Consider the following 16,351-nt stretch of genomic DNA (forward strand, 5'->3'; position numbering starts at 1 on the left):
TGAAATTGTAATATAAGGTTAACTTATTATGGACAAGAATCTGCTTCGCGCGAGAACCCGAATGAAACGTCAGAGGCCGAGAAGCCCCGAGCCTATCGCCACCGACGGGCGGCAGCAGGATTTTTCATTCCAGACGCAGGCGAGCTCTTCGAGCGAAACGGCGAAAACGGGCGCGGGCGAATCAAGCGATCGCCCGTCCAACAGGCCTGTTGCAGCGGCAATGGCTCCCCAGAGGCGCTCGGGAGACTTGAAGCGCTCCTTCAAGGCGTCCATGCCTACGTCGCCTGAGCGCTTGGAAAGACGGCGTCCCGTCGCATCGACGAGAAGCGGCGCATGGAAGTACGTCGGTCGCGCATAGGCGAGCGCATCCTGGAGCGCCGCCTGCACAGGCACGGACCTTATGAGGTCGCTTCCACGTACGACCTGGGTAATTCCCTCGCCTGCGTCGTCGACGACCACGGCGAGCTGATACGCGAACGCCTGGTCTGAGCGCATCACGACGGCGTCTCCCACATCGCGCTGCATATCGAAGGTCTGAAGGCCCTGGAATGCGTCGTCGTATGAGAACGCACCCTCCCCGACGTAGAAACGCTGGGCGAACGGACGATGCGCCTCGGATGCCCGTTTAACCCGCGCATCGTCGGAGAGAAGCCGGCAGGTGCCCGGATAGACGAATCCCTCGCCTGCATGAGGAGCGCTTGCCGCATGCCACGCGGCGCGGGTGCAGAAGCAGGGGTAGGTGCGTCCTGCACGGCGCAGCCTCTCGAACGCCTCGCGATACGCATCCAGGCGATCATGCTGATAGATAGGACCTTCATCCCAGGTGAGCCCGAGCCATTCGAAATCGCGCATAATCGCATCGGCCCATGACTGCTTGCAGCGCGCCTCATCGAGATCCTCGATGCGCAGCACGAGCGAGGCGCCGGTCGATTTCGCGACGAGCCATGCGACGAGGAAGCTGTAGAGGTTGCCGATGTGCATGCGCCCCGAAGGGGACGGCGCGAACCGCCCTTTTTCCCGACGGCTTGCGCCGTCGATCGTCAAGGCGCCTCCCAGAGCATCGCTCCCGACGATGCCCGAGGGATGCGTGTCGCCGCGCGATACGGGCATGTCAGCCCATCTGCCCGGCGCGGTCGCGCGCGAACGACCTTCCGAGCGAGAACGCCTTGAGATTCATGTCGACGAACCGCTCGGGCACGCGGCCGCGTATGACATCGAGCCAGACAGCCTCATCGTAGTCGAGGAAGGTGGAAAGCACGCCGAGAAGCACGACGTTGACGCTCTTGACGCTGCCGGCCTGGCGGGCGAGGAGTTCGGCAGGCGTGACGAGAGCGCCGAAACCCGAAAGCGTCTTGCGGGCGCCGCGCGGCATGGGGACGCGTCCCGTGAGCGCCGTCAGGGGCTTGATGGTCTCGTCGCTCACGATGGCGATTCCGTCCTGCTTGAGATACGCGATGTTGCGCAGGGCTTCGGTGGTCTCGAACGAGATGAGGAAATCGGCATCGCCGATGTCGGCGACCATGGTCCCGACCGCGCGTCCGACGCGCACGACGGTCGTCACGGCGCCGCCGCGCTGGGCCATGCCGTGGATTTCCGAGAGCTTCACGTCGTCTCCCGACGCAATGGCGGCGCGCGCCAGCAGATCGGCGGCGAGAATGGTGCCCTGTCCGCCGACGCCGCAGAGCAGGATGGTTTTCGCTGAATCGCTCATCGGGCCTCGCTCTCTTTCACGATCACGGAAAACGGGCAGACTTGGGCGCATTGCGAGCATCCGACGCAGAGCGCGGGATCTATCGAGGCCACGTTGGACGAAAGGTCGAAGGAGATGGAGGGGCAGCCGATCTGAACGCACATCTTGCATCCCCGGCAGTCGGGCTTGACGGCATACTTCTCACGTTGCGCGCGCTCGAGCAGCACGCAGGGCGATTTGAAAACGATGACCGAGAGCGCATCGGCGGCCTTTGTCGCACGGACGAGCGCCTCGTGGACGGCTTTGACATCCTGGGGATCGACGAGCTGAAGGTCTTCGATGCCGATGGCTTCCATGAGCTTCATGAGGTCGAGCTCTCGGCTCGGACGGTTCTGAAGCGTCACGCCGTTGACCGGATTGCCCTGGCGCCCCGTCATGGCGGTCGTACGGTTGTCGAGGATGCAGACGGTGCCTGCCCCCTGGTTGTACACGGTGGAGATAAGCGATGTCAGTCCCGAATGGGCGAACGTCGAATCGCCGATGACGGCGACGACCGGACGATGCTTCGTGCCTTCCATCGCAAGCTCGAACCCGTGCGACATGGAAACCGATGCTCCCATGCACAGGCTCGTATCCATTGCGGAAAGCGGCGCGAGGGCCCCGAGCGTGTAGCAGCCGATGTCGCCCGTGACGATGGCACGCATGCGGTGCAGCTCGCGGAAGACCGGACGATGGGGGCAGCCGGGGCACAGCGCCGGAGGACGTCCGGGTATCCCCTCGGGCGCATCGATGTGCGCCGGCACCTCGGCGCCGAATGCGACGCGGATATCGCCCGGCGTGAGCTCGCCGGCACGCGGAAGCGGGCGCTTCGGCGCAGACGGCACGATGCCTGCGGCCTTGACCGCATCGGAGAGATAGGCGGATGCCTCTTCGATGACGTAGACGTCGTCGACCGAGGCGGCGAACTCATGCAGGAGCTTTTCAGGAAGCGGCCAGGAAAGCCCGAGCTTCAGAACGGACGCGTCGGGCAATGCTTCGCGCACGTGCTGATAGGTGGCGCCGGAACAGACGATGCCGATTCGAGCATCACGTTTCTCCACGACGTTGTACGGGCATTCGTCCGCCCAGGCCCGCAGCGCTTCGTCCCGTTCGATCAGATTCACGCGGCGCGGCCGCGCGAACGCGGGCATCATGACCCACTTCGACTCGTCCTTCGCATACGGTTTCTTCTCGACGTCTGTGCGGGGACCGACGTCGGTCGGACACTTCGCATGGGAGATGCGCACCGTCGAACGAATGAAGAAGGGCACGTCGAACCGTTCGGACAGATCGTACGCATCGCGCGTGAAGGCGCGCGCCTCGGCGCTATCCGCCGGCTCGAGCAGAGGAATGTGCGCAGCCATAGCGTAGTAGCGCGAATCCTGCTCGTCTTGGGACGAATGCATGCCGGGATCGTCGGCCGCCAGGACGACGAGGCCGCCGCCGACGCCCGTGTAGGCCGCCGTGAACAGAGGATCGGCCGCGACGTTGACGCCGACGTGCTTCATCGTGACCAAGACGCGCGCGCCCGCGGCGGATGCGCCGACGCCGACCTCGACGGCGACCTTCTCGTTCGTGGCCCATTCGGCGTAGACGCCGGGCATCCGCGCGAAAACCTCCATCGTTTCCGTAGAGGGCGTGCCCGGATACGCGACGCCGATGTGCGCGCCGGCCTCCCATGCGCCGCGGGCTATCGCTTCGTTGCCGGAAAGCAGTTCCATGATTCGGTTCCCCCTTGCAAGCACTTTGAGCTAGCGCGTCGGATCCATCGGGGAGAACGCCAGGCTGAACGTGCCGATCTGGATGACGTCGCCGTCGTACAGGCGCGTCTCGCGAACGTTTCGGTTATTGACCCAGAGTCCGTTGAAGGAATCGAGGTCGACGATATGGAACACGCCGTTCACACGCCTGATCTCGGCATGGGAGCGGGATACCGTCATATCGTTGAGGAAGATGTCGCATTGCGGGCTGCGGCCGATGGTGATGACGTCGGCCGCGAGACGGAAGACGTTGCCGACCTGAGGGCCGCGCACGATGCGCAGCCTGGCTTCGTCGAAGATGGGAGAAGAGGCCGACGCCTGGGCATCGGAAGCGATGGGCTTGAAGGCCTGCGTCTTGCCGAGAAGCTTGAATCCGCAGGTCGGACACGCATTCGCCCCTTCGGGCAGAGGCGCCATGCATACGGGGCAGGTTGAGGCCATGAGACTTCCTTTCCTTACAGCCTGAAAGGGTTATCTATCCATGATAGGGGTCGGAACGTTATAGCATGCCGACGCAGCGACGGACGGCTGTCCCTGCAGGTCTGCGACCAGTCGCGCGAACCAGATGCCGAAGCCCTCGAAGATGTTCGGGGCGGCGACGTCCTCGGCGGCGATGAGGTCGACGGATGCGATGCGCTCGGAGCCTTGGAAGAAGTCTATCGCGCCGACCTTGTCGCCCGACTTCACGGCTCCCGACGGCTCGTCGTACGACACGTCTTGGGTGATGGTGCCCGACGCCGCGAAGATGCGCGTGAGCGCATCGGGATCGGCGACGGTGGCGCGTACGGTCTTATCGGGCCAGGCGGTGCAGGCGACCTCTGCGACGACGGGGACGTTTGCGCCCGAACGATCGAGCGCATACGGCGAATTGATCAGATCGACGTCCTGGATATTATCGAAGGCCCAGTCGAGCAGCGATGCGGTGGCGTCGAATCGGCCTTCTTCGGTCGAACTGCCGAGCACGACGGTGTAGATGCTGTCTTCCGTGCGCTCGCAGGCGCCGGCGAAGCAGTTGAGGGCGACGTCGCCCGTGCCGGTCTTCACGCCGACCATCCCGTCGTAGACGCCGAGGAGCTCGTCGGTCGAGATGAGCGTGATCGCGCGCTGGGTCCCGTCTTTCTGCGTGACGGTGACGGTGACGTCTCCCCCGCCGACGATCGAGCGGAACGTGTCGTTCTGCATGGCATACGCGGTCATCTTCGCGACGTCGTGCGCGGTCGAATGCGCATCGCTCTCGTAGCCGTCGGAATCGAGCCCATGAGGATTCGTGAACAGGGTGTCGGTGCAGCCGATCTCCGCCGCCCTGGCGTTCATCGCATCGACGAAGGCCCCTTCAGGATCGGGCTGGGCATCGGTCACGAGACGCGCGCCCACGGTTTCGGCGATGGCGACGGCCGCGTCGTTTCCCGAGGGGACGAGCAGGCCTTGAAGCGCCGTCTTGAGCGACATCGTGTCGCCGGGCCGCAGCTGGGCGGACGAACCGATCGTCGTGCCCGCCTTGTCGCTCACGGTGATCGTGTCGGTGAGCGATGCGTTATCGAGCGCGACGATCGCGGTCATGATCTTGGTGATGGATGCGATCTTGTATTCGGAATCGGCGTTGCGCGCGAAGAGCTCGCGCCCGTCGTAGGTGACGGCAAGGGCCGCCTCGGCATCGATGTCGGGGGAATTGTCGATGGAAAGCCCCCGGCTCGCTTCGGTGGAGCCGAGGACGAGGTCGGTCGACGGGCGCACATCGGCCCAGGCAGGTGATGCGATGCCGATCGCAAGAACGAGGGCGGCGACGATGCTAAGCACGCAACGGCGCATCGATGGGCCGCTGCCGAACGAACGCGCGATCATAGCGAACCCCCGGCCGAAGGTCCTTCGGGGCGATCCTGCGCGTCGGGCTTGGGGCCGAACACGGCATTGGCGATGCGCTCGGACCCTGTTCCGACGGAGGCCTTCTCCGCATGGCGGATGATCCCGACCCCGGCGCAGATGTAGTACACGGACGAGATGAGCGATACGGCAAGGCCCGCATACACGAACCAGATACCCCACGAGGATACCTGGCCGTTCAATCCCGGAAGCCAGGAGGCATCCACAAGATGGATGCCTGCGACCTGCGGAATGTTCAGCATCAGGCCTGCGAAGCCGATATAGAGAAGCGTGGTCGCGACCTTGCCGAGCATGATGACGTCGACATGTCGGCCGTAGTGATAGACGAGATGCGCGTCGCCGGCAACCAGAACGAGATCGCGGACCACGACGAGCACGATGATCCACACAGGAAGCCGTCCGAGGATAAGCAGGCAGATGACGCCCGTCACGAGCAGCATGCGATCGACGAAGGGATCGAGAAGCTTGCCGAGCCTGGACACCGCATTCGTCCTGCGGGCGATGTATCCGTCAAGGAAATCGCTCGAAGCGGCGAAGGCGTAGATGAAGGTGGCGACAACGCCATGCCCGCAGAAGAGCACGGCTACGAAAACCGGAATCAAGCAGAGACGGATGCATGATATGACGTTCGGAACCGTAAGAACGCGATTCGAAATCTTTTGTTCCTGAGCAGGCATCAGGCTCCCTCACAGGTATCGGGCGAGAAGGCATGCGGCGCATGCAACCTGTGATTCTATCAGGTAAATGAAGGGAAGCCGTGCGATGCGCGGATTAACACCGTCTGGTTACATACGCGAGGAGCCGGCACGCGGCCGGCTCCTCGAACGAAACCTCGGACGACGACGGGCCTATTTTCCGCCCTCTCCTTCGGCCTCCTTGGCCTTCTCGGCCTCACGTGCGGCCTTCGCGGCGAGGGCGGCGGCGGCGCGCTCCTTCTTCTTGCGTTCGCGTTCGGCCTTCTCCTCGGGAGATTCGACCTCGACCGCCACAGGATGCAGGAATTTCTGCTGCGCGGCCTCGAGGCGGGCGGTATGCATGTCAAGCGCGTCGTGCGGACAGGCGCGCACGCATTCTCCGCAGATGACGCAGCTGAACCAGTTGATGGTCCACGATGCGCCCTTCTTGTCCACGACGATCGAATCCGTCGGGCAGACGCGCTGGCAGATCGAGCACAGCACGCATTTCTGCGGTTCGACGTCCACGTGCCCGCGCATCGCGGCGTAAGGTTCGGGGGATTCGAGGGGGTACATGATGGTCTCGGGCTTCTTGAACAGCGACCGGATCGTCATCTTCCCCAGCTTGAAGTTCGGCATAATGCGTCCCTACCTTTCCGAGCAGCTGATGCAGGGGTCGATCGTGAGGATGATGTTCGGGACATCGGCCAAATCGGAGCCCTCGAGCGCCTTCACCATGCCGGCGAGGTTCTGCGTGGTGGGAGTCCGCATGCGCATGCGGTCAAGGTTCTTGGAGCCGTTGCCGCGCGCATAATAGAAGCACTCGCCGCGCGGCTGCTCGAGCAGGTTGACCGCTTCGACCCCGTCGGCCGGGCGAAGCTTCGTGCGCTCGCCGATGCCGTCATGGGGAATCTTCGCGATGAGCTCTTCGATGATGTCGATGGATTGCAGGACCTCGAGGCCGCGCACCTTGACGCGCGCGTAGCAGTCGCCCTGATCGTCCAGGATGGGCTGGAAGTCCTCAAGGTCGCCGTACGCCCCGCTTCCGAGCATGCGCGCATCGTAGGCGATGTTGGAAGCGCGACCGAACGGACCGACCATCGAGGTGGCCGCCGCATCGTCGCGCGACAGATGCCCGATGCCCACGAGACGGCTCTTGACCGACGAATCTTTGAGGAAGGTGTTCAGAACCTCGCGATATTCGTCCTTGATGCCTTCGAGGCGCGTGATGATGGTCGAGAGAACCGTGCCGTCGATGTCGCTGTTCACACCGCCGACATTGACGTAGGACAGGATCACGCGGCCGCCGGTGGTCTCTTGGAAGATGTCGAGCACGCGCTCGCGCAGACGCCACGTATGCATGAAGAGGCTCTCGAAGCCGAACGCGTCGGCGGCAAGGCCCATCCAGAGCAGGTGGGAATGCATGCGAGACAGCTCGTGCATGATAACGCGCAGGTATTCTGCCCGCTTGGGGATCTCAAGCCCCATCGCCTTCTCGACCGTCTCCACGTAGCCGAGCGAATGGCCGAAGCTGCAGATGCCGCAGATGCGTTCGGCCACGTAGACGAACTTATGGATGTCGTGGGAATCCACGAGCTTCTCAAGCCCGCGATGGATGAACCCGATCTGCGGAATCGCCTCGATGACATGTTCGTCCTCGACGACAAGGTCGAGATGGAGGGGTTCGGGCAGCACCGGATGCTGCGGACCGAACGGGATGACCGTCGCCTTTCCCATCGTTACTCACCGTCCTTCGCGGACTCGCGCGCGACGCGCGCCTCGAATGCCGCGCGCACCTTGGCGGCCTTCTCGGGATCCATGCCGACGACGCGGGCCTCCATGGCTGCGCGCTGCTCTTCAACGGTCTTCTTGGGCGCAGGCGCCGCAGGTACGCCCTTCGAAGCGTCCGATGCCGCCTGCGTCTTCGGCTCCTCCTTGGCCTTCGCGGCCCGCGCCGCTTTCGCGGCGGCGAGTTTCGCGGCTTTGTCGCGCGCCGCCTTCTGCGCAGGCGACAGCACGGTCATAGGCTTGTCGACGGCGACGTCGTAGAATGCGCCGGCGAAATCGATCACGATGCCTTCGACGTTCAACCCGAAAAGGTCGTGCGCCTCGTTTTCGTTCGCGAACGCGGCCATGAACAGGTCTGATATGGAAGGAACCGCCTGCGTCTCGGAATCGACCGAGCGCAGGGCGTAGTTCTCGACCGCGCCGTCCTTCATGAAGGTGTAGATGACGTCGATGCCGGGATCGGCCATGCGGCAGAGCATCTGCACGAAGCGGAACCCTTCGTCATGCTTCTCCTGCGCGACCGCATGCAGCCGATCGACGGGAATATCGACGAACGTCGAATCGAATGCCATCTTCTAGGCTCCTTTCCTCGCCGAGGCGAGCTCGGCGGCCTTCTGCTCGAGCACCGCCACGCCGCGCACGACGCCGTCGATGATGTTCTCGGGGCTCGCCGCGCAGCCGGGGACGTAGACGTCGACCGGAATGGCCTGATCGACGCCGCCGATCACGTTGTAGCAATCATGGAAGATACCGCCCGAGCAGGCGCAGATGCCCACCGCGACGACCACCTTTGGGTCGACCATCTGGTCGTAGATCTCTTGGATGACCTTGATGTTGCGCTCGTTGACCGAGCCGGTCACCAGGAAGATGTCGGCATGCTTGGGGTTGCCGGTGTTGATGACGCCGAAGCGTTCGGCGTCGTAGAGCGGCGTCAAGGACGCGAGCACTTCGATGTCGCAGCCGTTGCAGCTGCTCGCGTCGTAGTGGATGACCCAGGGCGATTTGGATACGTAGCTCATATCAGACTCCCTAGAAGACGATGAAGGCGCACAGCGCGGCGATGTTGCCGATGCCGAGCACGCCGCCGACGATCCACGCCCATTTGAGCATGGCCTGCCATTTCACGCGTGCGAAATTGTTGTCTATGAAGATCTCGAGCAGCCAGGCGGCAAGCGCGACCGCGACGGCGAGGACATAGGAGACGGGATTGCCCCACACGAAGAACATGCCGACCCATCCGAGGAAGAGCACGCTTTCGCACCAGTGCATGACCTCGACCTTCGCGAGCGTGCGTCCGCTCATCTCGGTGGTGATGCCCTTGACGATCTCCTGGTGCCCATGATGCGAATAGGACAGGTCGAAGGGCGATTTGCGCAGCTTGATGGTGAGCACGAACATCAGCGCGAGGAATACGGGAATGCAGACGACGATCAGCGGACGGCTGTAGAGCGCGACGCCCGCGACATCGAAGGTGCCGATCGCGAGGAACATGCAGACCGCCATGAAAAGGATGACCGGCTCATAAGCCATGACCTGCACCGTTTCGCGATCGGCGCCGATTTCCGCATAGGGAGAGCGCGTGGAATACGCGGCCAGGATGAAGAAGAGCGCCGACAGCGTGATCAGAAACGCGCACATCAGGAAGTTCCCGCCGCCGAAGAACGTGCCCCCGGAAAGCAATGCGAAAATGAGCGCGCAGGTGACATAGACGTCTTCCACGGAATTGACCGCGACGTCGTCTTTCACGAGCAGCTTGCGCACGTCGTAATAAGGCTGCAGCAGCGGCGGGCCGACGCGGCCCTGCATGCGCGCGGTGACGATGCGGTCGGCTCCCGCGAGAAGGCAGCCGACGACAGGACCGAGAACGGCGAAGGCGACAGTGCCGATCAAGGTTCGCAGCAGGTCGTCGCCGACCGTGCCGACCGAGGCGTACATCGGAAGCGCGATGGCCGTCTCGAAGGAAGCCACGGAAAACGCCGCCGAAGCCGCAAGCCCGACCACGACCGCGATTGCGGAGATGACGGTGGCCGGCTTGTCGAGGATGCGCTCGCCGAAGATGTCTTCGAGATACCAATTGCGCGCGGTCGCCTGACGAGGCTTGGACATGGAATCGCGGAACGTGCGCGCCGACTTGTCGATCGTGACGCCGCCCAGATATATTGGAACGATACGCTTGCGGGCATGTCCGAGCGCGCCGAACATCACGGCGACGATGAAGGCCGACGAGACGCTCGTGATGAGCATGTTGTCGGCGCCGATCACGTCGCCTGCCATCGCATAGGTGGAAGCGAGATACGGCTCGACGAAGCCGGCGGACAGCAGCGGCATGAACACGGCGCACCCGACGGTGAGCACGGCCATGAGGCCGATGGTCGCCCATTCGCTCCGATGGATCTTCATCTCCTGGTTTTCCGCATGCGCGGCGACGCCGGAAAGCTTCCCGATGAACTTGGCCCAGAACATGAACGTGGCGGCAGAGCCGAACGCAAGCATGCCGAGCAGAAGGACCTGGCCGGTCGAGGCGAACGACACGAGCGAAGCCCATTTGGAGATGAGCATGCCGAACGGGGCGATGAACATGCCCATGCAGCCGAGCATCATGTAGCGCGCAAGGCGCGGCATGCGGTCGAACAGGCCGTCCATGGATTCGATGTCGCGGGAGCCGATCTGGTGCTCGGCAGAGCCGACGCAGAGGAACAGCAGGCTCTTCGCCGCGGCGTGGAAGATGATCAGGAAGATGGCCGCCCAGACCGCCTCGGGCGTGCCGACGCCGGCGCAGGCCGCGATCAGGCCGAGGTTGCCGATGGTCGAGTACGCGAGCACGCGCTTGGCATTGGATTGCGAGATGGCGAGCAGCGACGACATCAGGAACGTGAAGCCGCCCACGGCGATGACCATGGCCGATGCGGTCGGATAGACGAGGAAGAGAGGCGCGAGCTTGATGAGCAGGAAGACGCCGGCCTTGACCATCGTGGAGGAATGCAGAAGCGCGCTCGTGGGCGTGGGCGCGACCATGGCGCCGAGCAACCAGGTATGGAAGGGCATCTGCGCGGCTTTCGTCATGCCGGCGAACGCGAGCAGCGCCACGGGCAGGGCGAAGAGGGCCGATCCTTGCGCGCCCTGCGCGAGAAAGGCGCTCATGGTGAGCGGAAGCCCTTCGATGCACAGATACGCGATGGCGGCCTGGAATGCGATGCCTCCGAGCATGTTCATGACGATCTGGCGAAACGCATTATCTATCGCTTCTTCGGTCTTCGTGAAGCCGATCAGGAGGAACGAGCACAGCGTGGTGATCTCCCAGGCGGTGTACATCCACGACAGGTTATCGACGAGCACGACGTTGTACATGGCCGAGAGGAACGCGAAAATGACCGCGAAGAACCACGGGCGGCGGTCCTTCTGATCGGCATGGATGTCTTGGAAATCCTTCATGTAGCCTAGGGAATACACGCAGATGCCCGAGCCGATCACACCGATGATGAGCACCATGACGACGGCGAGCGCGTCGATATGCATCGCCGTCGAGAACTCGACGCCGTCGGAAAGCGCCGCCTCGATGGCGATGGCACCGACGATCTGCACGAGCACGAGCGCGGCCGCAAGCGTTCGCTTGTAGCGCACCGCATAGGCCAGGATGAACGCTCCGACCACAAGATCGAGCACGAACCCTATGCCGCCGAGCGCGGACGCGTACGACGCGGGAAGCTCGACCGACACGGACCCCTGAGGCAGGTAGACGGCCGCGAACGCGACGGAAAGCGCGGCGATGATCGCGGCGAACGACGCCGACAGGACCGCACGCGCCTTGTCCTGCCTGATGAAGAGCATGACCAACGCGGCGAAGCAGGGCATGAGGATAAGCGCCGAGATCAGTTCCACGAATGCCTTCTTTCGAATGTCGTGCCGCCGCGAGGCGACGATCGGTCCCCGGCGCGCCGGCGAGGCGCGCAATTCGGAATGGTAGCAACGAAAGAGGACGCGTGACAACGCATGGGCGGATGAGCGGGACCATCCGCGCGGCGATACACCGCTTCGCGCCGACGGTTTTCGACGCTCCCCCTTTCGGTGCGAAATGCAACCGCATCACCTGCAATATACCTGTCGCCGACGTCTGCGTCCGCGAGATGCGACGCGAGCGGCAGAGAAAAGCACATGCCGGTCATCATTCCATCCATAGTGGATATGGTGGAAATGTACCTATAGGTTGTGGGGGTCCCGTGATGCGCGGACCCGTGTGTCGCAAGGCGCGGGCGAACGGCAGGTTTTCGGTCGAATCGCCGCGAACGGCATGATTCCGCGATCGAACGGCGCCTGAACCTATTCGAGCGGCGATTTCAGGATGAAATGGCTGCGTCGCGCATCGAGAAGCCCCTCGCGCTGCATCTTTCCGATCTCGCTTGAAAGGGCGCTGCGGTCGACCGAGAGGTAGTCGGCCAAACGTTGGCGGTCGTACGGAATGTCGAATTCGTTCGATCCGTGCTTCGTGGCTTCGTACGAAAGATACGAGACGAGGCGCGCGCGGATGGTCTTGGGAGTCGAATGCATGATGCGCCGCGAAAGCCCGAGGTTCTTCTGAGCGAAGGTGAGCACGAGATTGCGCGTCACCTGCATCCCCGTCGCATCATCGACGCCGTCCCCCGCCAGAATGCGCGCGACGTCCAAGAACACGATGCGGCAATCATCGTCCGCGACGACATCGACCATGAGCGGCGTGTCGCGCACGGCGGCGTAGGTCTCGGCAAACACCGATCCGGGCTTGCCGCTTCCGATCAGGTTCGTATTGCCCCATACGTCGGTGCTTTCGATGCGCACGCGCCCTTCGAGCACGATGCCCATGGATTTGACGATGTCGCCCTGACGATAGACGTACGAGCCCTTCGCATACGTCTTCTCGCGGGCGGCGGCGGAATGCAGGACCGCGTCGATGGATGCGAGGTCCACGCCCTTGAAGACGCTGCAGCTGGAAAGGATGCCGATATCCATGATTCTCCTCCTTACGTCGTCTGCTCGAGGAACGCGGCGATCGCTGCAAGGAGCTGGGCGTCTCCCTCGGCATTGAAATACTTGACGGGCACGACCAGACGCTTGGCCGCCGTGACGAAACGGCCGCCGTGGCGCCTGAGATCCTTCATCGTTTCGGGCGAAAGCGCGATGGGTTCCACGTTGAGTCTGCCTGCTACCACGTTCACGAGGCGCACGCCGTGCTCGCCGCACCAGGCGCGGATGCGGGCGCGCGTGATCAGGGCGAGGCACTCCTCAGGCATCTCGCCGTGAGCCTCCACGATGGCGGCCGCAAGGTCGTCCACGGCGCCCGGCGTGTCGGCGAACGCCGCGCGTCGGTACAAAAGCACGCGCTCGTCGGTGTCGGGCACATAGTCTTCCGAGATGAACGCGCTGCCGGGCACGTTGAGCGTGATATCGGAAAGCGCTTGCGGCGCCCTATCGTCCAACGGCCTGCCCTCTCGGGCGTCGTTGAACGCGGTCGCGAGCATCTGGGCGAACAGATCGAAGCCGACGGCGCTCACCGACCCGCTCTGCTCCGCGCCCAGAAGGCTGCCGGCTCCCCGGATCTCGAGGTCGCGCATGGCGACCTGCATGCCGCTCCCGAGCTCGCGATGCTCGTCGATGGCTTGCAGGCGCGCGGTGGCCTCTTCGGTCAACGGAACCTCGCTCGGGAACATGAAATAGGCGTAGGCCTGCAGCGAGCTGCGCCCGACACGTCCTTTGAGCTGGTACATCTGCGCTAGTCCCAAACGCTGCGAATCTTCGATGACAAGCGTGTTGGTATGCGGGTTGTCGATGCCGCTTTCGATGATCGTCGTCGCAACGAGCACGTCTATGGCCCCCGCCGCGAAATCCTCCATGACGGCTTCGAGCTCTTCCTTGCCCATCTTGCCGTGGGCCGCGCCGATGCGCGCCTCGGGAGCCGCGTCCCGCACGTGATCGAGCGCGTCCTCGATCGTCCTCACGCGGTTCGACACGTAGTACACCTGGCCCCCGCGCTGCATCTCGCGCCTGATGGCGTCGGACACGATGTCGGGGTCCCACTCCCCCACGTGCACCTCGACCGGCCGGCGCTCGTCAGGCGGCGTGAGGATCAGGCTCGTATCGCGCACGCCCGACAGGCTCATCTGCAGCGTGCGCGGAATGGGCGTGGCGGAAAGCGTCAGCACATCGATATGCTCGCGCAGGTTCTTGAGCTGCTCCTTATGTCCCACACCGAAGCGCTGCTCTTCGTCGATGATGACGAGTCCCAGATCACGTGGATTCACGTCGCGCGACAGCAGGCGATGCGTGCCCACGAGCACGTCGACGGTCCCGTCGGCGAATCCGGCAAGCGTTTCCTTCTGCTCGGCAGGCGTTCTGAAGCGCGAGAGCACCTCGACGCTCACGTGGAACGGCTCGAAGCGGTCCTTGAACGTGGCGTAGTGCTGCTGCGCGAGGATGGTGGTCGGACAGAGCACCATGACCTGCTTGTCGTCCTGGACGGCTTTGAACGCCGCGCGCAGAGCGACCTCGGTCTTGCCGAATCCCACGTCGCCGCAGACCAGACGATCCATAGGCCGCGAAGACTGCATGTCGGCCTTGACCTCTGCGATGGCGGAAAGCTGATCGGGCGTCTCGGCGTAGGGAAACGCGTCTTCCATCTCCTTCTGCCAGGGATTGTCGGGGGAATAGCGGAAGCCCGGCACGGACGAGCGGCGCGTATAGACGTCCACCAGGTCGAACGCGAGCTGCTTGGTGGATGCGCGCGCCTTGGACATCGCACGCGACCAGTCCGACGTGTTCAGGCGCGTCAGACGCGGGCTGCTGCCCTCGGGGCCCACATAGCGCGTGATGCGGTCGAGCTGTTCGACGGGAACGAAGAGCTTGTCGTTCTCCGCGTATTCGAGCTGCAGGTAGTCGCGCATCGTGCCGCCGACGTCCTGACGCACCAGACCGCGGAAGAACGCGACGCCATGGGCGGCGTGGACGACGTAATCGCCCGGCTTGAACGGAAACGTGATCTCGGTCGCATCCACGCGACGGCGCCGCGCGACGGCGGATGCGCGGCCTTGGAGGTCGTGGATCGACACGATGGCGAGCTTGGACTTGGGAATGACCATGCCGAGCGGCACGTCCACGTCCACGACGTTCACCACGCCGCGTTTCAGAGGGTGCCGATCCCCTCCTGCCGCATCGAGCGCCTCGACGATGGGCAGCCCCGCATCGACGAACAGAAGCTTCATGTCCTGGCGGGCCCGATACTGCGGCACGCAGAAGGCCACGGTGTATCGCTGGTCGATGAGCGAGCGCAGCTTGGCGATCAGCTTGTCGCCGTCGCCGGCGACATCGGTGCGCTTGACCGGGAGCTCCTCGTCGAGCATGCCGCCGACGCGCATGATGGACGCCAGGGTGAAGCGAGGCGCGGCGCCGAAATCGAGGTCGGACGCCTCGGCGTACAGCCCGGTCGCAGGGATATGGCTTCCTTGGGCGCGCCGGGCGGCATCGTCTGCGGCATGGGCCGCGTCATCGATCAGGCTGCGCGGCTCGCTGAGGACCACGAGCGCATCGGGACGCACGTAGGCGCCGAGCGTGTCGGTGCGCGCGTACAGATGAGGAAGCAACGCGTCGGCCCCTTCGAAATCGACGCCTTCTCCCAGCTTGTCGTAGAGGTCTCGCCACACGGGATCGGTGGCGGCCCGAGAGGCGACGGCATCCGACGCCCGTTTGACGGCGCGCGAGGACAGGCGGTATTCGCGCACGGGGAAGATGGAAAACGACGCGAGCGACGAGATGGATTGGCCGGTGCCCGGCACGACGCGGCGTATCCCGTCCATCTCGTCTCCGAAGAAATCGACGCGCACGGGAAACACCCCGGTGCCCGGGAAGACGTCCACGGTGCCGCCGCGCACGCAGAACGTGCCCGGCCCGTCGAGCTCTCCGGCATTCTCGAACCCGCGGGCGACGAGCGCATCGGCGAAGGCAGCGAAATCGAGCGCCTCCCCGGTCGAAGGATCGACGGGCTCGCGGCCCGGCGCAAGCTCGATCGGCGCGAAGACGCCCGCGTCGCTCGGCGGAAGGCGGCGCACCATGGACGCGGCGCTCGCCACCACGACGACGGGCTCGCCCGATGCAAGGGCCCATGCCGCCCGCGTGCGCAGGGCGACCGTCTTGGCATTCGCCTTCTTGGGCGCGAACGGATAATCCTCACGCAATGGGAAGCGCGCGACCGCGGCATCCCCGATGTAGGCGGAAAGGCTCGAGGCGAATGCGGATGCGCCTTCTTCGCCCGGCACGATGACGAGCATGCTCTGCGGCTTCATCGCATAGCGCGCGGCCACGATGAAAGGACGCGCGGATGCAGCGACGCCGAGGGCGGCGTCCTGCCCCGCATCGAGCTTTGCCGCGACGGCGGCGAGCGCGTCGGCGTCGAAGAGGGCTTTCGCAAGGGAATGGATCAGCATACGTTCGCTTTCGGTCTGAATGATGGCGCGCCTGAGGATGCGCCGCTGAGATTTTACGGAAGAATCGGCGGC

Annotated in this window: 13 protein-coding genes; all 13 read right to left on the reverse strand. The window is 64.1% G+C overall.

All coding sequences use genetic code 11. The annotated features are described in order from the left end of the window. Positions 1-69: 69 nt before the first annotated feature. On the reverse strand, positions 70-1,110 hold the full coding sequence (gene gluQRS, locus HMPREF0762_RS00765) for a tRNA glutamyl-Q(34) synthetase GluQRS (RefSeq protein WP_006361420.1): 1,041 nt from the start codon (positions 1,108-1,110) through the stop codon (positions 70-72). A 1-nt stretch (position 1,111) separates the two neighbouring features. Then, complete coding sequence (locus HMPREF0762_RS00770; protein ID WP_006361421.1) at positions 1,112-1,711, reverse strand: indolepyruvate oxidoreductase subunit beta; 600 nt, start codon at positions 1,709-1,711, stop codon at positions 1,112-1,114. Continuing rightward, positions 1,708-3,450 (reverse strand): thiamine pyrophosphate-dependent enzyme, encoded by a 1,743-nt coding sequence (locus HMPREF0762_RS00775; protein WP_006361422.1) that lies wholly within the window; start codon positions 3,448-3,450, stop codon positions 1,708-1,710. The genes HMPREF0762_RS00770 and HMPREF0762_RS00775 overlap by 4 nt, the downstream gene beginning before the upstream one ends. Before the next feature lie 30 nt (positions 3,451-3,480). Next, on the reverse strand, positions 3,481-3,930 hold the full coding sequence (locus HMPREF0762_RS00780) for an FHA domain-containing protein (protein ID WP_009078491.1): 450 nt from the start codon (positions 3,928-3,930) through the stop codon (positions 3,481-3,483). A 30-nt stretch (positions 3,931-3,960) separates the two neighbouring features. Next, positions 3,961-5,286 carry a D-alanyl-D-alanine carboxypeptidase family protein gene (locus tag HMPREF0762_RS00785; RefSeq protein ID WP_245935463.1) on the reverse strand — a complete coding sequence of 442 codons (1,326 nt, stop codon included), beginning with the start codon at positions 5,284-5,286 and terminating at the stop codon, positions 3,961-3,963. 41 nt (positions 5,287-5,327) lie between these two features. Further along, a complete protein-coding gene (locus tag HMPREF0762_RS00790) occupies positions 5,328-6,047 on the reverse strand; it encodes a CDP-alcohol phosphatidyltransferase family protein (protein WP_006361425.1) in 720 nt (239 codons plus the stop codon). Between the two features lie 171 nt (positions 6,048-6,218). Next, positions 6,219-6,683 (reverse strand): 4Fe-4S dicluster domain-containing protein, encoded by a 465-nt coding sequence (locus HMPREF0762_RS00795; RefSeq protein WP_006361426.1) that lies wholly within the window; start codon positions 6,681-6,683, stop codon positions 6,219-6,221. Between the two features lie 9 nt (positions 6,684-6,692). Then, complete coding sequence (locus tag HMPREF0762_RS00800) at positions 6,693-7,781, reverse strand: hydrogenase large subunit (RefSeq protein ID WP_006361427.1); 1,089 nt, start codon at positions 7,779-7,781, stop codon at positions 6,693-6,695. Between the two features lie 2 nt (positions 7,782-7,783). Then, positions 7,784-8,404: an NADH-quinone oxidoreductase subunit C gene (locus HMPREF0762_RS00805; RefSeq protein ID WP_006361428.1), complete on the reverse strand. Its 621-nt coding sequence runs from the start codon at positions 8,402-8,404 to the stop codon at positions 7,784-7,786. A 3-nt stretch (positions 8,405-8,407) separates the two neighbouring features. Continuing rightward, the gene (locus HMPREF0762_RS00810) at positions 8,408-8,851 is read right to left on the reverse strand and encodes an NADH-quinone oxidoreductase subunit B family protein (protein ID WP_006361429.1); all 444 of its coding nucleotides are present in this window, start codon (positions 8,849-8,851) and stop codon (positions 8,408-8,410) included. Between the two features lie 10 nt (positions 8,852-8,861). Further along, positions 8,862-11,711 (reverse strand): proton-conducting transporter transmembrane domain-containing protein, encoded by a 2,850-nt coding sequence (locus HMPREF0762_RS00815; protein ID WP_084779331.1) that lies wholly within the window; start codon positions 11,709-11,711, stop codon positions 8,862-8,864. Between the two features lie 438 nt (positions 11,712-12,149). Then, entirely contained in the window at positions 12,150-12,815 is a 666-nt protein-coding gene (locus tag HMPREF0762_RS00825; RefSeq protein ID WP_006361432.1) for a Crp/Fnr family transcriptional regulator, read from the reverse strand. 11 nt (positions 12,816-12,826) lie between these two features. Next, positions 12,827-16,279 carry a transcription-repair coupling factor gene (gene mfd, locus HMPREF0762_RS00830; protein ID WP_006361433.1) on the reverse strand — a complete coding sequence of 1,151 codons (3,453 nt, stop codon included), beginning with the start codon at positions 16,277-16,279 and terminating at the stop codon, positions 12,827-12,829. Positions 16,280-16,351: the final 72 nt, after the last annotated feature.

This window comes from Slackia exigua ATCC 700122, from assembly GCF_000162875.1.
GTDB classification, from domain to species: domain Bacteria; phylum Actinomycetota; class Coriobacteriia; order Coriobacteriales; family Eggerthellaceae; genus Slackia; species Slackia exigua.